Annotated in this window: 16 protein-coding genes, 1 pseudogene and 1 riboswitch; of the genes and pseudogenes, 8 read left to right on the top strand and 9 right to left on the bottom strand. The window is 38.4% G+C overall.

Annotated features, from left to right (window positions below):
* The first annotated feature begins 237 nt into the window (after window positions 1-237).
* From ACFX4R_RS07720 to ACFX4R_RS07710, 3 genes are read left to right on the top strand one after another with little or no spacing between them, the layout of a single operon-like run.
* Complete coding sequence (locus ACFX4R_RS07720) at window positions 238-2,769, top strand: EAL domain-containing protein (protein ID WP_323618509.1); 2,532 nt, start codon at window positions 238-240, stop codon at window positions 2,767-2,769.
* A 57-nt stretch (window positions 2,770-2,826) separates the two neighbouring features.
* Complete coding sequence (gene folE, locus ACFX4R_RS07715; protein ID WP_165575478.1) at window positions 2,827-3,471, top strand: GTP cyclohydrolase I FolE; 645 nt, start codon at window positions 2,827-2,829, stop codon at window positions 3,469-3,471.
* Between the two features lie 48 nt (window positions 3,472-3,519).
* Window positions 3,520-4,449: an NAD(P)/FAD-dependent oxidoreductase gene (locus ACFX4R_RS07710; protein WP_377569290.1), complete on the top strand. Its 930-nt coding sequence runs from the start codon at window positions 3,520-3,522 to the stop codon at window positions 4,447-4,449.
* A 36-nt stretch (window positions 4,450-4,485) separates the two neighbouring features.
* Here the strand turns inward: ACFX4R_RS07710 and ACFX4R_RS07705 are convergent, their stop codons facing one another.
* Window positions 4,486-4,764, bottom strand: coding sequence for a hypothetical protein (locus ACFX4R_RS07705; RefSeq protein WP_043979929.1), 279 nt, complete (start codon window positions 4,762-4,764; stop codon window positions 4,486-4,488).
* A 206-nt stretch (window positions 4,765-4,970) separates the two neighbouring features.
* On the opposite strand from ACFX4R_RS07705, the gene ACFX4R_RS07700 reads away from it, so the two are divergent.
* The gene (locus ACFX4R_RS07700) at window positions 4,971-7,415 is read left to right on the top strand and encodes a sensor domain-containing protein (protein ID WP_377569288.1); all 2,445 of its coding nucleotides are present in this window, start codon (window positions 4,971-4,973) and stop codon (window positions 7,413-7,415) included.
* A gap of 339 nt (window positions 7,416-7,754) precedes the next feature.
* Here ACFX4R_RS07700 and ACFX4R_RS07695 read toward each other — a convergent pair whose 3' ends face one another.
* The 5 genes and pseudogenes from ACFX4R_RS07695 to ACFX4R_RS07675 all read right to left on the bottom strand — a co-directional run bounded on the left by ACFX4R_RS07695 (window position 7,755) and on the right by ACFX4R_RS07675 (window position 11,498).
* Window positions 7,755-7,889 carry a flagellin gene (locus ACFX4R_RS07695; RefSeq protein ID WP_071276448.1) on the bottom strand — a complete coding sequence of 45 codons (135 nt, stop codon included), beginning with the start codon at window positions 7,887-7,889 and terminating at the stop codon, window positions 7,755-7,757.
* Between the two features lie 322 nt (window positions 7,890-8,211).
* Entirely contained in the window at window positions 8,212-8,940 is a 729-nt protein-coding gene (locus tag ACFX4R_RS07690) for a flagellin N-terminal helical domain-containing protein (RefSeq protein WP_013082095.1), read from the bottom strand.
* A gap of 229 nt (window positions 8,941-9,169) precedes the next feature.
* Window positions 9,170-9,811, bottom strand: coding sequence for a pyroglutamyl-peptidase I (gene pcp, locus ACFX4R_RS07685; protein WP_043979925.1), 642 nt, complete (start codon window positions 9,809-9,811; stop codon window positions 9,170-9,172).
* A gap of 14 nt (window positions 9,812-9,825) precedes the next feature.
* A complete protein-coding gene (locus ACFX4R_RS07680; RefSeq protein WP_182028418.1) occupies window positions 9,826-10,791 on the bottom strand; it encodes a DUF979 domain-containing protein in 966 nt (321 codons plus the stop codon).
* Window positions 10,792-11,498 (bottom strand): annotated as a pseudogene (locus ACFX4R_RS07675) (DUF969 domain-containing protein).
* Window positions 11,499-11,874: 376 nt separating this feature from the next.
* Here ACFX4R_RS07675 and ACFX4R_RS07670 point away from each other — a divergent pair.
* Both ACFX4R_RS07670 and ACFX4R_RS07665 read left to right on the top strand, forming a co-directional pair.
* Window positions 11,875-12,786 carry a zinc ribbon domain-containing protein gene (locus ACFX4R_RS07670; protein ID WP_377569285.1) on the top strand — a complete coding sequence of 304 codons (912 nt, stop codon included), beginning with the start codon at window positions 11,875-11,877 and terminating at the stop codon, window positions 12,784-12,786.
* Between the two features lie 64 nt (window positions 12,787-12,850).
* Window positions 12,851-14,308 carry a zinc ribbon domain-containing protein gene (locus ACFX4R_RS07665; RefSeq protein ID WP_377569284.1) on the top strand — a complete coding sequence of 486 codons (1,458 nt, stop codon included), beginning with the start codon at window positions 12,851-12,853 and terminating at the stop codon, window positions 14,306-14,308.
* Window positions 14,309-14,413: 105 nt separating this feature from the next.
* Here the strand turns inward: ACFX4R_RS07665 and ACFX4R_RS07660 are convergent, their stop codons facing one another.
* Window positions 14,414-14,971 (bottom strand): HPP family protein, encoded by a 558-nt coding sequence (locus ACFX4R_RS07660; RefSeq protein WP_043979915.1) that lies wholly within the window; start codon window positions 14,969-14,971, stop codon window positions 14,414-14,416.
* Window positions 14,972-15,203: 232 nt separating this feature from the next.
* Here ACFX4R_RS07660 and ACFX4R_RS07655 point away from each other — a divergent pair, with 232 nt between their 5' ends.
* Both ACFX4R_RS07655 and ACFX4R_RS07650 read left to right on the top strand, forming a co-directional pair.
* On the top strand, window positions 15,204-15,995 hold the full coding sequence (locus ACFX4R_RS07655; protein WP_377569282.1) for a histidinol-phosphatase HisJ family protein: 792 nt from the start codon (window positions 15,204-15,206) through the stop codon (window positions 15,993-15,995).
* Window positions 15,961-16,434, top strand: a complete 474-nt coding sequence (locus ACFX4R_RS07650) for an SMI1/KNR4 family protein (protein ID WP_377569280.1) — start codon at window positions 15,961-15,963, stop codon at window positions 16,432-16,434. The genes ACFX4R_RS07655 and ACFX4R_RS07650 overlap by 35 nt, the downstream gene beginning before the upstream one ends.
* A 46-nt stretch (window positions 16,435-16,480) precedes the next feature.
* Here ACFX4R_RS07650 and ACFX4R_RS07645 read toward each other — a convergent pair whose 3' ends face one another.
* Together ACFX4R_RS07645 and ACFX4R_RS07640 are read right to left on the bottom strand one after the other, a co-directional pair.
* Window positions 16,481-16,603 (bottom strand): anti-repressor SinI family protein, encoded by a 123-nt coding sequence (locus ACFX4R_RS07645; RefSeq protein ID WP_377569278.1) that lies wholly within the window; start codon window positions 16,601-16,603, stop codon window positions 16,481-16,483.
* A gap of 20 nt (window positions 16,604-16,623) precedes the next feature.
* A riboswitch (cyclic di-GMP riboswitch) is annotated at window positions 16,624-16,710 on the bottom strand.
* Between the two features lie 111 nt (window positions 16,711-16,821).
* Window positions 16,822-17,157, bottom strand: coding sequence for a helix-turn-helix domain-containing protein (locus ACFX4R_RS07640; RefSeq protein WP_034653819.1), 336 nt, complete (start codon window positions 17,155-17,157; stop codon window positions 16,822-16,824).
* Window positions 17,158-17,434 lie beyond the last annotated feature (277 nt).

Raw genomic sequence — 17,434 nt, 5'->3', positions numbered from 1 at the left:
AAAAAGAAGTTAAAATATTATAGTAATACAAATTTGTTCTACCCATGTAAATAAAAGTATTTATTTGCTGTGTTTTATAATTTAGTTAAGAATAGAGCCAACCAAAGCGGTTGGTTTTTTGCATGAGTTCATTCTTTTTTTGTGGAAATTAAAGAATAGTATCCGATGTAAATCTAGAGAACATAAACAAGTGTTAAAACTGTCGGATCCGTTCTTTAAACAGGAGGCAGCCAACTAGTGTCGATAAAGAAAAAGTTATCCGTATTCTTTACTTTGCTGGTATTGTGTATTCTACTAGCGAATAATACCTTGCACTACATTCGATCAAAAAATAGATTAATAGAATTTAACAAAAAAGAAATCACGCTGGTAACAGAGGAAATTGCGTACGAAGTCGAAAACTCCAAAAATAGTGCTTCTTATATGGAAAATCGAATGGCACAGGAATTAAGAACGGCCTCGATTGCGATTCAGGATTCTTTGCCTGCTGATTACCATGACGTCAGCAATGACCAGTTAAAGCGACTGGCTAAAAAACTGATGATATCTCACATTACATTATTAGCTCCTGCAGGAGATGATATTATAGGCGTAAAATCTTCTGACCCTAAGGAAATCAATATGTCTACAAAAGAGTGGGGCTATTGGTATACATCTTTTCAGCAGTTGCTTTCTCAGCAGCCGATTACTACCAAAAAAGGAGTGACTCTACCTCACTTTTGGAGCGGTCCCATTGAAGTAGCCTCTAGCAACCCTAATCACATTGACAAGTGGGGCTATTATTACGACGGGTCTACTAATTATATTATTGATCCTTATTTCCGTGATCGGCACGTACTGGATTTTGAAAAAAGGTTCGGTCCTACGAACGTGATGAACCGCTTTACAGAAAATCTGGAAGGCGTTCTTGAACTAACCGTTTTTAACCCCAAAAATTTCGGGAAAAGAAATCAAAACGTATACTTAAACGGCAATAAATATATTAAAATAAAAGATCAGCCGATTTGGTATGGAACATACACGTATCGAAATACCGAACGGGATAAAAAATCCATACAAGAGGTCTTAAAAACGGGAAAATCACAAAGCTATCTTGCTGAAATTAACCATAAAAAAGTATTAAAGACATTGGTACCGATTAAAGAAAAAAACACTCCAGCTTATGTAATAGGCGTAGTGTATGACTACGGACTTATTGAAAAAGAGCTGCAGCAAGAATTAATCAAACATTTACTGCTGTCTCTTCCGTTTATCTTTATTGTCCTTATTATCAGCTTTATCTTCTCTACATCCATTACGCGGCCAATTAAACATATTATGGAGCACGTAAATCAAATCGCCAAAGGCAATTTTGGCAAGGTGCTGAATGTAAGAAGAAAAGATGAGCTGGGAGGACTTGTAGCAAACATTAACCACCTTTCTCACTTTTTAAAAACATATGTAGACGATTTAAAGAAAAGTCAGGAAGAAAGTGAGTATCATGCGTACCACGACTTTTTGACAGGATTGCCAAACAGAAGATATTTTAAAGAAGAATTAAACAGGCGCTTAATTGAGTCGAAGGAAAAGTCCATTCGTCACGTAGCCGTGTTATTTATGGATATAGACCGGTTTAAAGATATTAATGATACGCTAGGGCATTCAAAAGGAGATCAGCTTATACAGCTGATAGCCAACCGTATTAAAGAGTGTCTGCCTCCTGCTAACAATTTTCTTACAAGGCAAGGAGGAGACGAGTTTGTTATTTTATTCAGCGATTTTACACCGGAAGAAGTTCAAGGTATTACCGAGAAGATCATGGCGTATGTTCAACAGCCCTGCTATATTGACAGTGATGAAGTTTTCGTCAGTATCAGCAGCGGATTAAGCTTTTATCCGGAGCACTCTACGAATTTGGACACGCTTATTACGTATGCAGATGTCGCCATGTATGCTTCAAAAAGACAAGGCGGCAGTAAAGTAAGTATTTATCATGATTCATTAAATCAAAAACAAGCTGAAAAAGTTCACATCGAAACGCGCTTGCGAAAAGCGATTCAAAAAGGTGACATTGATGTTTACTACCAGCCGAAAATAGAAGCAAAGCGCAATGTAATCACCGGCGTAGAAGCATTAGTTCGCTGGAATGACGCAGAGCTTGGATTTGTTTCTCCGGAAGTATTTATCCCTATAGCAGAAGAAGCAGGTTTGATTCAGTCTCTATGGGAAGTTGTCATGAAGAAAGCTTGTTCTCAAGTCAGTAAATGGAACAAGGACCGAAACGAAAAAATGACGCTAGCAGTTAACTTTTCTCCGCGGCAATTCCAGGATCCGATTGTGTTGGTTAAGGAAATACAGCAATTTCTTTCGCTCCATAGATTTGATCCTACATGGTTTGAAATGGAAATTACGGAAAGTACATTGCTGATGAACGCGGAAGAAACGATTAAAGCTTTACATCTGTTAAAGAAATATGGTATATCAATTTCTATCGATGATTTTGGAACCGGATATTCTTCGTTGAGTTATTTAAAAAAATTACCAATCGATTGTTTGAAAATCGACCGGTCTTTTATCCAGGATATTCAAGAAGATTACAGCAACAGTGAAATTGCGCAGGCGATTATCAGCTTATCTCAAAGCTTAAAGCTGCAGGTAATCGCAGAAGGTGTAGAAGAAGAATATCAAAAAGCGTTTTTAATGAAAAATGGCTGTGATCACATGCAGGGATACTTGTTTAGCAAGCCTCTTGCTGCAGAAGATTTTGAAGCAGCATTTTTAAATAGCTGAAGCAAAAACATCATTTGAAAATAAACTTACTAAGAAAAGGGAAGAGGACATAAAAAGATGGCACTTAGTACACAAAATTTAATTGCTCAAAAATTTTTAGAAACAGTAGACACGAATTCAACTGAAATAGATAAAAAAATAGGTCAAGCTGACACATTTATGAATGCGGTGAAAGAACTGATTGATTTATGCGGAGACAATCCGGAAAGAGACGGTCTTGAAGAGACGCCGTACCGCGTGTTGAAGGCGTTTTTAGAATACACGGAAGGCTACCGAGAAGATCCGAAAGCTCATTTGGAAAAAACATTTGATGTGAATCACAATGAATTGGTGTTAATACGAGACATTGAGTTTCATTCAATGTGTGAACATCACTTTGCGCCGTTCTTTGGCGTTGCTCACGTTGGGTATATACCGGATAAAAAAATTACAGGTTTATCTAAAATCGCTCGTACGGTAGAAGGATATGCAAAGAGATTTCAAGTGCAAGAGCGTCTAACAAATGAAATTGCAGATGCAATCGAAGAAGTGTTAGAGCCGAAAGGGGTTATGGTGATTATTGAAGCGAAGCATATGTGCATGTGCGGAAGAGGAATTAAAAAGTCTTCAGCTTCTACAGCCACTTCATCTGTTCGAGGAACATTTATGGAAAAACCAGAGGTTCGAGGAGAATTTTTATCTCTTTTACAGCGACAAATGTAAAGAAATAAAAAGCCATATAAGCTGAGAAGCAGAAGCGAGGTGAGCTGTATGCAACATGTTGACGTACTGATTATTGGCGGAGGACCCGCTGGTATCTCTGCTGCCGTGTGGTGTAAAAGGCTAGGCGTTGAGTGCTTGCTTCTTGAAGAACAGGCACAGTTAGGCGGACAGCTGTTTACTATTTATAATGAAATTATTGATTATCCCGGAATACAAGCGGAAAATGGAATCGAAATGCAGCGTAAAATGGTTCAGCATTTTATCGATATGGACTGCTTATATGAAGCCAATACAAAAGTAATTTCTATTGACGAACGTTCTAAAACAGTAAAAGTAAAGCAGCAAGAAACAGAAAAAGAAATTGGCTATACGTATCTTATTTTAGCAACGGGTTCTAGTCAGCGAAAGCTCGGAGTGCCGGGTGAGCAGCAAATGATGGACCGAGGAGAAGTATATTCTGCCTCAGCAGACGGAGAACGGCTAAAAGGTAAAAGGGTTGCTCTTATTGGCGGAGGAGACCGAGCTTTTGAAGGAGCACATCTTTTAGCATCACAAGCAAAACAAGTATATTTGATTCATCGTTCTACGCATTTTAAAGCAAGAGAGCAATACGTTGAAAAAGTTCTTTCCAACTCCAGTGTTAAAGTGATGACAGATACCGAAGTGACGGCTATCCACGGAAAGCATCACGTCACATCGATCGATTTAAAAAGTAAAAACAGTGAATGTAAGAACCTATCAGTAGACGCAGTACTGATTAGACTAGGCGTAGCGCCCAATGTTGAACTTATTAAAGAAAAAGTCACCACTACACAAAGCGGGCTCATCGTCATCAATGAAGTGCATCAAAGCAGCGACCCAGCTATTTATGCAATTGGAGACGCGTGCACGAATCCCTTGTTTTCTAGTATCAGCTCTTCAGCCGGTCAAGGATCGATTGTAGCCAAGCATGTATCGAGCCTTTTGAAAAAGTCATAAGATAAAAAAGCATCTATCAAATTGATAGATGCTTTTTTACGTAATGTAGTAGAAAAAACATAGCAGAAGTGTATTCACAGGCAGACAAATCGTTTGGAAAAAAGCAGTGTAGTTTTTAGGCACGGAGCTGATTCTTTTTACTAGAATACACTCGGTAATGAAATTAAAAAGAATCATGATAGAAGCGACTATTATATACGCCCAGACGTTCTGCTGAAACAAACGAGTAAAAAGAGGCGAGAAAAGAAGCAGAAAAGCAGCGGTTTGAAAAGAACCTCTAGAAAATAAGTCGAATTTTTTAGCACTTTGAGTCACGCTATCCCTCCTTTATATGTTTTATTTTACCAAACTAAAAAGACTTTAAAAACGGTTTCAGTTATTTTTACCTGAGATGTTCCTCATTTGGGGAAAGTAGGGTGAAATATATGTCAAATATAGCTTATAATAATATAAAAGAAATAGAGAAAAGGAGGCGCCATGAGATCTTGCCGGATAAAAACACGGAGAAGGAGCAGTCGATCATGATGATGAAACATCTTGATCGTTTGAATACGCAGCTTTTAAAAGAATACAGTGAAGGTATTTTTTTTATCAACTGTGAAGGCGATATCATGTTTAGCAACGAAGCAGCCTTCAAGCTAACAGGAAACGAGCATAAGGAAAAAAGCCAGCAGCTGACAGCTCTTATACATAAATCGAAACAACAGCAGGCACAAAATTTCTTTCAACGTGCTTTACAAGGGGAAAAAGTTCAGTTTTCGACAACGATTAATCACAACACAAAAAAAGAACTTCATTTATATATTACGCTTATTCCTATTATCATAAGTGAACAAGTAGCGGGAGTCTACGCCGTGTGCCGAGATGATTCAAAAGAACAGGAGCGCTCTAATCACATTTCTAAATTAGAAACACATTTGAAAATGGAGCAAAAGCTTGCGAATGTAGGAAGCTGGTATTACGACGTGCGGGAAGATAAAAGCTATTGGTCACCTCAGCTGTATAATATTTACGGATTAAACCCTAATCAGCTCTTTACTCCTTCTTTTAAAGATGTTCTTCAATTTATCAACGGTTGTGATCAAAAAAGATTAGAAGAAGCAGTTATGGAGGCACTTTCAACCGGAGAAAGCTATAAAATTGAATACACGCTGATGCGGCCAAACGGTGAAGAACGTACGGTATTTGAACAAGCGGATGCGGTAGCAGATGACCAGGGAAACATCGTACAGCTGATTGGTGTTGTGCACGATATTACCGAATCGAAAGTAATTACGAATGAATTAAAGCAAAAAGAACAGCAGTTTCAAACGATTTATAACAATTTGGATGCCGGAATATGGTCCGTTGATGTGCAGCGCAATAAAATGATTGTATGTTCAAACGGTGTTAGCAACATTTACGGAGAAGATGCGATTAAATTTTTAGAAGATAGAGATCTGTGGGAAAGCTTTATTCATCCAGAAGATAAGCCAGCTGTGGAAAAAGCGCAGCATCAGTTAGAAAAAGGAAAAACAATTCGCCAGCAGTATCGAATTTATACAAAAACAGGAGAGATAAAGTGGGTAAAAGATAGATGCATTCCCACGCTTGACGAGAATGATAAGCTAGTGCGCATAGACGGCATTGTTGAAGATATTACCGCAGAAAAAAAGTACATGGATCAAGTTGAATATCTTGCAACTCATGATCATGTAACAAACTTACCGAATCGAAGAAAGTTTGAAAGAGAATTAAAAAATTTCATTCGGCAAATGAAAAAAGAAAAAGATTCATTAGCGGTCTTTTATGTAGGACTGAATCGCTTTAAACATATTAATGACACATTAGGGCACGACGTAGGCGATCGCCTGCTGCAGCGTATCGCCAATCGGTTGAAAAAGTTCGTTACGCCAGATGTGATGCTAGCTAGAGCAGGAGAAGACGAGCTTGCGATTTGTTTTTTATCTCTTGCACATATCAATGAATGTCAAAAGCTAGCTGCTGCTCTTTTTCAAGAAATTGAAAAAGAAATTACCATTGACGACTTTTCTCTGTACGTCACAGCCAGTATAGGAATCAGCATCTACCCGCATGACGGTGAAGATGTGAAGATGCTGCTAACGAATGCCAACCTTGCTATGCGCCGTGCAAAAGAAGTCGGGCGAAGCGACTGGCAGCTGTATTCTCCGTTAATGGACAGCGAGACGTATAAAAGCTATCATCTGGAAAAAGGACTGCGCAACGCACTTCTTCAAGATGAGGTTTTTATTGAATATCAGCCAAAGGTTCATACAAACAGCAGAGAGATTGATAGTATCGAAGCGTTAATTCGCTGGAATCATCCGGAATGGGGACGCGTATCACCGGAAAGCTTTATTCCATTAGCAGAAGAAACTCATTTAATTATTGAACTCGGCGACTGGGTAATTGATCATGTGTGCAAGCAGCTGCAGCAGTGGAAGAATCAAGGGTTACAAACCGTGCCCGTTTCGATTAACGTCTCGTCTAAACATTTGCTGAAACGAGGATTTGTAGAGCACGTTCAACAAACGCTAGCTCATTACAACATCGACCCTTCATTCATTGAATTTGAAGTAACGGAAAGCTCTATTATTCAGTATGAAGAACACGTAAAAAAAGTCATAGACGAATTAAAGAAAATTGGCGTAACGTTTGCATTAGATGATTTTGGCACTGGCTTTTCTTCGTTATCACATTTAAAAGACTTCGAATTTAACACGTTAAAAATCGATAAAACATTTATTCAACACGTGACCAATAAAGGAAAGCAGCAGGCGATTACAAAAAGCATTTTGTACTTAGCTCATGCTCTTAACATGAAAGTGATCGCAGAAGGCGTTGAAACAAAAGAGCAGCTTGCCTTTTTACAAAAGCATGAATGTACATTTATCCAAGGCTATATTGTCAGTCAGCCGGCTGCGCCTCAAAAAATCGCCGAATATTTAAAGAGGCGATTTCTATAAAAAAAGTGATGTCTCGACGGAGACATCACTTTTTTTTACGCTTGAATAGGTTTTCGAAGCGTCCAAATTTGGTAAAACATATAAAGAGACTAATAGATGGTCAAATACGTCAGCAAGATCCAGCCGTTCATTAGGTACGGGTAAATGACTTTCTGTACAGAAGTAGATAGCGTTGTACACTATCATATCAAAAAAGGTTTTGGAAGTTTGCTGAGAAGGAAAGTTTTTGTTGAGAAGAGATGATTTAATTAATCAATAGCGTTAATATGCTAGGATCAAATAAATGAAATCACATGACAAAAAAGGGTCTCCGTTATGGAGACCCTTTAGAAATGCCAATTAACGTAACAGTTGAAGTACGTTTTGCGGCTGTTGGTTTGCTTGACTTAGCATAGCTTGAGAAGCTTGAGATAGAATTGAATTCTTTGTTTGTTCCATCATTTCTTTCGCCATCGTGCGAACATTTGCTTTCACAAATGACTAGACTATATCTTCACCCTCCAAAGAAGTAGGGGTTGGGCACTTCGGGTATAAATAAGCGGAACAGCATATTTTTACCCTACAGATTTCATCGTCGTAGCAGGATGCCTTAGACGGTTTATCTTAGTCGTTGAACTTTCTCCAGAGTTTCCTCACAGGAGCTTAGCTGCTGATTGCCCAATCTTTTCTTTTTTTAACCGTTACGCCTGTCGTTTCCAACTACGCTGTGGTAAGAAAAGCTCTCAGGGGTTTCCAGCAATTCACCCAATTATAATCACTAGCCGTTACCAGCTAGGACGACTGTGCTTAGGGCTGCTTAGACAGCTAAAGCATAATCTACGTCACGGATACGTGATTCCGCAGCTGTTAGGTTTTCTGATGAAGTGCTTAGGTTGTTAATCGTGTGATCTAAACGATTTTGTTTAGCACCAAGTTGAGCACGTTCATCTGACACCGTTTTAATTGCTGCATCAATTGTATCAATTGCAGCAGTAGATGTAGCGGCATCTGCACTTAAATCAATAGCGTTAACCCCTAAACTAGTTGAGTCCATTTTAGCAAACGTTACATCAATTTTTTGATCTTTATTCGCCCCGATCTGAAAAGTGAACTTTCCAGCATCTCCACCTGTACCATCTAGTAATTTTTGAGTATTAAATTCTGTATCAGTAGCAATTCTATCTACTTCACTTATTAGGTCTGTTACTTCTTTTTGAATTTCAGCTCTGTCATCTGCAGTGTTAGTGTCACTACTTGATTGAACAGCTAGTTCACGAACACGTTGTAAAATAGAGTGTGTTTCATTTAATGCACCTTCACCAGTTTGGATCATTGATACTCCATCCTGAGCATTACGAGAAGCTTGGTCCAATCCGCGAATCTGTCCACGCATTTTCTCAGAAATTGCAAGACCTGCTGCGTCATCAGCTGCATTATTAATACGCTGACCTGAAGATAATTTCTCCATAGATTTTGCTTGTGCATTGTTAGCTGTGTTGTACTGACGGTACGTGTTTAAAGCTGTAATGTTGTGATTAATTCTCATTTTCCTTACCTCCGTATAATGGTTTTACTTCTTGGTTTACATCCTTGTATACAAGAAGTGTCCCGCTTTAAGACGGGATAACAGCAATTGAACATCTTTGGGAAATATGTTCATACTATATATCGACTGAGAGCAGAGGTTGTTTATACTTTCCATTAATTTATTAAATAAAAAATTTGTGCATGTATAAAAAGAAAAACCAGTTCTCTATATGAACTGGTCTTTAGCATTAATGAGTAGCTCCGCCTGAAACTAAAATATCATCTTCCGTTACAATTGTGGTTTTTGCGATGGAAAGCAACCCTTGCACAATCAAATCCAGCGACATACTGGCTTTCCCTGGATGATTTACGGCTTGTTCAGGAAGATAAGGAATATGCACAAATCCGCCTTTAATACAGCAGTTTTGAATCATATTCATCAGCCCATAAAACACGTGGTTACATACAAACGTTCCAGCAGTTTGAGAGACGCTGCTTGGAATGCCTGCTTGGCGCAGGTTTTCGACAGCTGCTTTAATTGGCAGTGTCGAAAAGTATGCGGCAGGGCCGTTTTCAATAATAGGGCGATCAATGGGCTGCTGGCCAATATTGTCAGGGATTCGAGCGTCGTCTACGTTAATAGCAACGCGTTCGACCGTAATTCCTTCCCGGCCGCCTGCTTGTCCAACGCAAATGACGATAGAAGGGCTGATGTCTTCTATATACGTATGAAGCTTAGCCATTGATTCGCCAAAAACAGTGGGAAGAGGCTTAGCAACAATGTGATAGTCTTCAACAGCTACGCCGTCCAAAGCTTTTACAGCTTCTAAAGACGGGTTAATGCTTTCACCTTCAAATGGTTCAAAGCCAGTTAGTAATACAGTTGTCATTCTATTACTCTCCTTTAAAAGTGATATACAAGGTAGTACATTAATAGCGTATTCACAACAAAAACGGATAAAGCAATTGGCACTTGTGCTTTAATTACGGCATTTTTGTCTTTTAATTCAAGCAGCATGGCAGGTACGATGTTAAAGTTGGCTGCCATTGGCGTAAGAAGTGTGCCGCAGTAGCCAGCAAACATGCCAAGCGCTGCCATAATCGCTGGATTACCCCCATGCATATGTACAATTAGCGGAAGTCCAATGCCTCCAGTAATAACGGCAAACGCAGCAAAGGCATTTCCCATGACGATCGTAAATAGCAGCATCCCCAAGCAGTAAGCAAGCACAGCAACAAACGCATAGTTAGTCGGCAGTATATCACTTACAATATCTGATACTACTGTTCCAACACCTGATTTTGAAAAAATACCGCCAAGAGCTGCGAGCATTTGCGGTAAAATAACTGCCCAGCCAACTGCTTGAAGCAAGCGGCTTCCTTCTTTAACAGGCACGTCCATTTTTGCTTTAGTGACGCCCATTGAAGCGATAAAGGCAATGACAGCTGCGATTGCCAGTGAAATTAACGTGACTTTTTCTGGGTCGATCAATGCCCAGTTTCCAAACTTGATCTTTCCAAAAAGAAGAGTGCCGATAATCGTAAAAATAGGAATAAATAAAGCCGGTAAAAAGATTTTGTTTTTTAATCGCTGTGCGTGAGCCACTCGTTCTTCAGCAGGCGTTTCGGCTTCATTAGACTTAGTTACACGATTAAATGAAGCAAGCAGCACCATGATAATGACCAAACATCCTACATAAAAAGGCGGAATCACGTTGCCAAATAAAAACGTAATGGAAAACAGCGCCCAGAATAGAGAAGATCCTAAACGATTAGGATGGTTAGGGTCACGCGCGATTCGAATCGCGATAAAAGCGACAATAATACCGAGTAAGTAGTAAATCGTATCAAGCGTCAGGATGCTTTTCATTTAACTCGCCTCCGTCTTTGAAGATGATGTTGGTTTGTGCTTCGTCATTTTTTTGTGAATACGTCGGTCTAACTGACGGAAACGAATGGCACTAATCAGCAGCGCTGCGATGGCTGTTGGAATACCCCAAAGCGCCATATCCCAGACGTCAACGTGAATGCCTACAGAGTCGAAGAATCCTTTCATTAAGAGAATTCCACCCGTTGCGATAAAGATATCTTCGCCGAAAAACCACCCTGTATTTTCAGCTGCCGCTGCGTGGGCGCGAATATCTTCTTTGATTTTAGGAGGAAGCTCTCCATATTTGGCACGAGCTGCGCCTTCAGACATAGGTGCCACTAACGGACGTACAGATTGAGCATGTCCTCCAATATTTAAGCCGACTGCGGCTGAAATTTCACGGATAAAAAGATATATATAAGTAAAACATTTCCAGAAGAAGCGTTTTTCGCTTTTTTGATCAGCACTTCTGCTTGTTCCTTTAACCCGTATTTTTCTAACACGCCAAAGATAGGAAGGGTAAGTAAAATAGCCATAGACATATAGCGGTTATCAACAAAGAACTGACCGAACATCGTGATTACTTCATGCAGTGATAAACCTGATACAAGGCCCGTCACGATGCCTGCAACAGTCACAACAAGCAGTGTATTTAAACGAAATAAAAAACCTACTGCCACTAGCAAAACCCCAATTAATTTCAACATAAAAATCCCCCTTGAGTATGTATAGACCGTGCTGCAAATTTACCGCCTTTGTTTTTCTAGAAAAACAAACATGTTTCGAGTATAAACAATTCTGAAAATTAAAACAAGATGCTTAAGGCATAAAATAGTTTTATTGGTGAAACAAAATTATAGAAGGAAGATTTATATAATGTGCATGGACTCAGAAGTAAAATAAAGAATTCTGCGCGGGAGTTTGGGTAGTGATTTTTTTAGTTGATCCGTTAAAAACATTTCTCCTAAAATACCAAAAATGGTGTATAATGCTAAAAGGTATGAATATAGAATTATATAGATTTTAACAAAATAAATCTATATGACTATATTTTAAACAATTTATTGAAGGGGGAAGGAGTATTTGAATTGTTCAAATTGCGGCCATTTTAATGATGGCGGAAAGTTTTGCGTGAAATGCGGTCATAAATTACAAGAAGAGGCAGCTGTAAGCCAGACGGCAGCAGCATCTGAATATCAGCCTCAATCTCAGCCGCAGCCAGCGTATGCGCCTCAACAGGCTAATCAGCGTGTTCGTCAGGCGAAAAAAGTGTCAAAATCATTTTTTAGTTATTTTGCAGAAGGGATTAAAAATCCAACAGCTACAGCGCAAGCAGCAGGCGAAAGCCAATTCGTTAATGCTCTTATCACAGTCATTCTTTATGCTCTTAGTATACCTGTTATGCTGTATGTAGGCTGGAAGCTATTGTTGATTCAATTTGTTCGAAGCATGTTCAAGCTTCCTATTATCAGTGAAGAGCTGGCTCCATCTGACATGGAGGATTTTAATACAGGCGTTGATTTGATAAAAGCCACAGATATCAACAGCATCATTCACTTCAATTTTACGGATTTCGTCTTTAAACAAGGAATTTTCATTTTTATTGGACTGGCGATTATTATCGGAGCAACATATGTTGCAGCAAAGTTTGGAAAGGTAGACGTTTCCTTTAAAGAATTCTTCTCACGCTTTGGCACGTTTTTAATTATTCCAACAGCTCTACTTTTAATTGGGCTTGTGCTGGCATTTCTCCATGTTGAATACTTCTCTTATTTTATGAATTTTGGTTTGCTGAGCATTTTCCTTGTGGTTCCATTTACGATTGCTAGCTTTAAGCAAAGCGGAACAAATGGGCTTGATCGTATCTATAGCACTCTTATTGTATATGTAGTCATTACGATTGTACTGACGTTCATTGCGAATGGTTTAGGAGAAGAAGCCAAAACCATTATTACAAGAATGGGAAACAGCAGTGAATTGAATGATCTATTTTAAGTTGACAGAAAGCATCGTGTACAGCGGTGCTTTTTCATACCATTATAAAAAAGGAGTGTAGAAATTGGGATATTGCAGAGAGTGTGGCCATCAGTTAACAAATGAGCATCAATTTTGTCCGGAGTGTGGACATCCCGTCGAAAGAAAAGAGGCTTCTAGCCAAGGAGTAAAAACACACCGTTACGTAGAACCCGCATCAGCTTCAGTAGAGGAAGAGAGAGAATCGGTAAAACCTCCCAATAAAAAAACAAAGATTATTGCGATTTCAGTTATAGCAGCAGCTGCTATACTTGGCGGCGCTTATTACGGAATAGATAAAACAATGATGGCGCCTAAAGCCGTGTCAGAAAAATTTATTGCTTCAGTAAAGGGCAACGATATTGATAAAGTAAAAAAATATGTTAATGATGGTCAAATCCAACTAGAAGCCAACGATGAGCAAACAAAATCATTTATTACATATTTGCACGAAAATCCGGATGTAATGAAATCAATCTCTGAAGGGTTAGCGGCAGATAGCAGAGCGCTTGAAGCAGGAGTTCCAAGCGAAGATCACTCTTCATACGCTAAGCTAGAACAAGACGGAAAGAAGTGGGGAATCTTTGATCATTACACGGTACAAATAAACCCTGTATATGCACAGGCTCAGTCTACAGAAGATGCGACAGCAGTATATATTGACGGTCAAAAAGCTGGAACGGTAAGCAGTGACTCTTCTAAAAAGATTGGTCCATTTTTACCTGGTACACATACATTAAAAGGTGAAGTGCAAAATGATTACGGAAAAGTTGAAAACGAACAAGAGATTGAAGCCGCCAACGGAGAAGATGTAAACGTTGAGTTTGATTGGTCAGATCATGCAGTATACATCTCTTCAGATTATGATGACGCGACGCTGTTCGTTAATGGTAAAGACACAAAAACAAAAATTAGCGATATTGATTATTTAGGTCCACTGCCAATGGATGGGTCAGTAAAACTATATGCAAAACGCGGAGAAAAGAAAACGGAAGAAGTATCAATTAAAAAAGGCATAGAAGATGTTGCGCTTAATTTTGATGAAAAAAATACGACAGAAGCTACAGCAAAAGCATCGGCTCCTTCTGAGAATCAAGAGACGACGGACAAAGGTTCGGAAGTCAATTCTGGAGTATCTACTAGTGAAGTTTCTAGTTTTATTGAACAATATATGTACGCTACAATTTCCTCAATTAACAGTGGAGACTTCTCTATTGCAGAGCCATATATCGATTCTAACGGACCAAAATACAAGGAACAAAAAGATTATACCGCTTACCTAATCAAAAAGGGAATAACAGAAGATTTATTAAGCTTTAATGTAAATAGAGTAACAAAACTAGATGACTCTATGTATAAAGTATATACAACAGAAGAGTATGATATTTCGTACGGAGACGGATCTGTTAAATACAAAAAATTCAACAGCATTCATAAAGTAAAAGAATTATCTGATGGAAGTTTGGGAGTTTATCAGCTTATTAGTTCAACGGAAGTAAAGTAAAAGCTGATAAATAGACTTTGAAAAAGCAAACAACTTAGTAGGTAACAATACGTAAAAAAGACGTCTTCTCATAAAAGACGTCTTTTTTATGTATAAGTCCTAATATCAAACCCAATACCTGGGATACTGCCGATCTTGAAATAAATTATTATACACGGTAGAAATCAATACAACGACACATGCACAAATCATAATAATACCTAAGTATCCCCAGCCTGCTTGAGTATTAATTGCGACAATTGCGCTAGCTGCAGCGGGAGGATGAACGGTTTTTGTAAGAATCATTAAAATAAGAACAAAAGCAAGCACAATCGCAATCGTAATTAGACTTCGATGAAATAAGCTCCAAATAATAAGTGCGGAAACTGTTGCGAGCAAGTGCCCTCCAAGCACGTGGCGAGGCTGTGATAAAGGACCTTTGTGCGCTCCGAAAACAAGCACGCAGCTCGCACCAATCGGAGCAAGCGCCATTGGATAACCAAGCGCTAGTGCAATCGCGCTGCTGATGATAATCGCAATTAAGCCTCCGATTGAAGAAACGACCGCATCTCTATAATTGATTTTCGGTTCTTCTTTTAGTTCTCCTTTCATCTTTTTAGCATACGAGCTTAAGTAAGATAGAAAGGGACTTTTTGTTTGAGCAAAACTTTTTTCAATCTGCATTTCTTCTTTCCTTTCTCTTTTGTAAGTAAAAGTTGTTTGTCAAGTTGTATGTCAGAACATCTGCTATATTAAGTTAGTTTATAAGAAAAGAAGGATTACTGGAAGAGGAAAAATATCTTTTTTTAGTGGAAATTCTTTTGATGAACAAAAAAAGGTGGGGGAGGCGGTAGAAGGGTCTCTATGTGCAGTAAGAGCAGGAGAAATGTATAATAGACCTAGAGGTGACTAAATTATGTATCTAGTAGACTACCATCATCACACGAACAATTCATTTGACTCACAGGCAGTCATGAAAGAAGTATGCGAACAAGCTGTAAAAAACGGCATAAACGAAATTTGTTTTACCGAACACTTTTCATTAAATCCACTAGCGCCAACGTACGGTCATATGGATTTTGATAAATATGAACGAGAACTAACTGAATGCAGAGATCAATTTCAAAATCAGCTAGTGATTAAAAAAGGAATTGAAATTTGTGAGCCGCATTATTTAAAAGAGAAGTATCAGGAAACGATGAAGCAAGAGAAATTTGATTTTATTTTAGGTTCGGTGCATAACATTAATAACATCAAGCTCCGTAAACATTTGGAGCTTAATGATAAAGAAGCAATTTACCGCGCTTATTTTAACGAAATGCATAAGCTAGTAAGCGAAGCGGATATTGACGTGTTGGCTCATTTAGATTTAATGAAGCGCTATGCATTTGAGCAATACGGCATTTTCGACTTTCATCAGTTCAAAGATATTCTTGCAGATATCTTAAAAAAAGCAATTGATCGTAATATTGGAATTGAAATTAACACTTCAGGTATGAGAGGGAAGCTGGGCGAAGCATTGCCGGCACTTGAAGTTGTTGGGCTGTACCGCGATTTAGGCGGAGAAATCTTAACAATTGGATCTGATTCACACTTTGCCGAAACCGTAGGAGCACATATGAAAGAAGCAGTTGAAATGGCAAAACAGTGCGGATTTACGGAGATTTATACGTTTGATCAACGCAAACCAAAAGGAATTCGTATTTAATATGAGTGTATTTGACTTTCTTCATAATGAAAAGCATAAATTTCTTCCATTGAAAGCAAAAGAGATAGAAGCTGCGGAGCAAAGATTAGGAGCAAAATTCCCGGCAGAGCTCCGTCAATTTTATTTGGAAATAGGATATGGCTTTGCAAATAGGGATGAAACAACTGCTTTTCAGCGAATTATAGATCCGGACAGCGCAGTAGACTTGCATTTACGTGAAGACTTTTACGAGCATGATCCTGATTTAGATATGTATGATGAAAGAGAAGGCTTTATTTTCTTTGAAGTCGTAGAAGGATTGTATTTTGAAGCAAGGTGGGGCACAGAGGCTGCTTCGCCAGTGTACTTTATGGATACACGTATTTCAGACTCTCTCCAAGCGTTTTTTGAGCAGCTCGATAACAACGCCCATTTCTATGAGAAAATGTTAGAAGAATAATAATAACTGTAAAAAGCACGCTCTGATTAGAGCGTGCTTTTTTAATTTAGTTCTGCTTAAGCTCCGATAAAAATTTCCGGACTTCTTCGATGGTCAGACCCAGCTTGCGGGCTGTTTCCATAAGACTTACCCACTCTTGATCGATTGACAGTACATGTTCTTTTTTCATTACGATTCATCCACCCTTTGCCAGGGAACCCAGCTATCGTAGCCGAAAGCGGCCTTAGACCTGAAGCTTTGCGTCACTATTTTTCAATAGTTTTGCCCTTATCTGGATAATTTGTAATAGTATTCTTAGTATACAGTTATTTTACAAAATAATATTTGTAAAAGATGTCGAAATAGGTCGATTATAACAAAAAAATTAAACGTTCGTGAATGGACCTATCAGTTTGTTTTACGGAACTTTAAATAATACTGAAATTCAATAAATTCTTCTTTGGTCATGCCGTCTTGAATGGCTCGTTCAATTAAATGAAGCCACTCTAGATTGAGGGCTGGCTTTGAAGTTAGAGCTGGACAGCTGATGTCTCCCTCAATTAATTCATCAATCGTTGTGTGAAGAGAAGACGCGATTTTATCAAGCATTTGAAGAGAAGGATTATTATTTAACCCTTTTTCTAAATGAGACAAATACGATTTTGAAATATTGGCTTCTTCAGCCAAGCGTGTAATAGAATAGCCTTTTTTTAGTCGCAAATTCTTAATCTTTTCTCCTATCACATTCAGTTCATCCTCTTCTTATAGGTTTTTTGTTCATTATAACGCATATTTGTGCATTGTGTGTAAATAAAAATATAAAATAAATAATATTTTGTTCTTTATAAAGAATAAAATAGGCCAAAATATCTATTCTTGATGCGGGTATATTATGCTATACTTCACTTACAAATTGTTCTTTATTAAGAATATTTGTCGATTTATCACTTTTTTATTCGCTATAGTGAACGTTTTGTATAGTACGCTAGCGCTATATGAAATGATCCTTGCGCGATAAAGA

Origin of the sequence: Priestia sp. YIM B13490, assembly GCF_042787735.1 — a bacterium.
Lineage (GTDB): Bacteria > Bacillota > Bacilli > Bacillales > Bacillaceae_H > Priestia > Priestia megaterium.
Note: the sequence above shows the minus strand (reverse complement) of the source record. Positions and strands in the feature narration are given on the sequence as shown.

Excerpts from the sequence above, each read along its gene's own strand:
- ACFX4R_RS07700 (WP_377569288.1), top strand. The coding sequence starts at position 4,971 with ATGATGATGAAACATCTTGATCGTTTGAATACGCAGCTTTTAAAAGAA.
- ACFX4R_RS07690 (WP_013082095.1), bottom strand. The coding sequence starts at position 8,940 with ATGAGAATTAATCACAACATTACAGCTTTAAACACGTACCGTCAGTAC.
- pcp (WP_043979925.1), bottom strand. The coding sequence starts at position 9,811 with ATGACAACTGTATTACTAACTGGCTTTGAACCATTTGAAGGTGAAAGC.
- ACFX4R_RS07655 (WP_377569282.1), top strand. The coding sequence starts at position 15,204 with ATGTATCTAGTAGACTACCATCATCACACGAACAATTCATTTGACTCA.
- ACFX4R_RS07645 (WP_377569278.1), bottom strand. The coding sequence starts at position 16,603 with ATGAAAAAAGAACATGTACTGTCAATCGATCAAGAGTGGGTAAGTCTT.
- ACFX4R_RS07710 (WP_377569290.1), top strand. The coding sequence starts at position 3,520 with ATGCAACATGTTGACGTACTGATTATTGGCGGAGGACCCGCTGGTATC.
- folE (WP_165575478.1), top strand. The coding sequence starts at position 2,827 with ATGGCACTTAGTACACAAAATTTAATTGCTCAAAAATTTTTAGAAACA.
- ACFX4R_RS07680 (WP_182028418.1), bottom strand. The coding sequence starts at position 10,791 with ATGAAAAGCATCCTGACGCTTGATACGATTTACTACTTACTCGGTATT.
- ACFX4R_RS07660 (WP_043979915.1), bottom strand. The coding sequence starts at position 14,971 with ATGCAGATTGAAAAAAGTTTTGCTCAAACAAAAAGTCCCTTTCTATCT.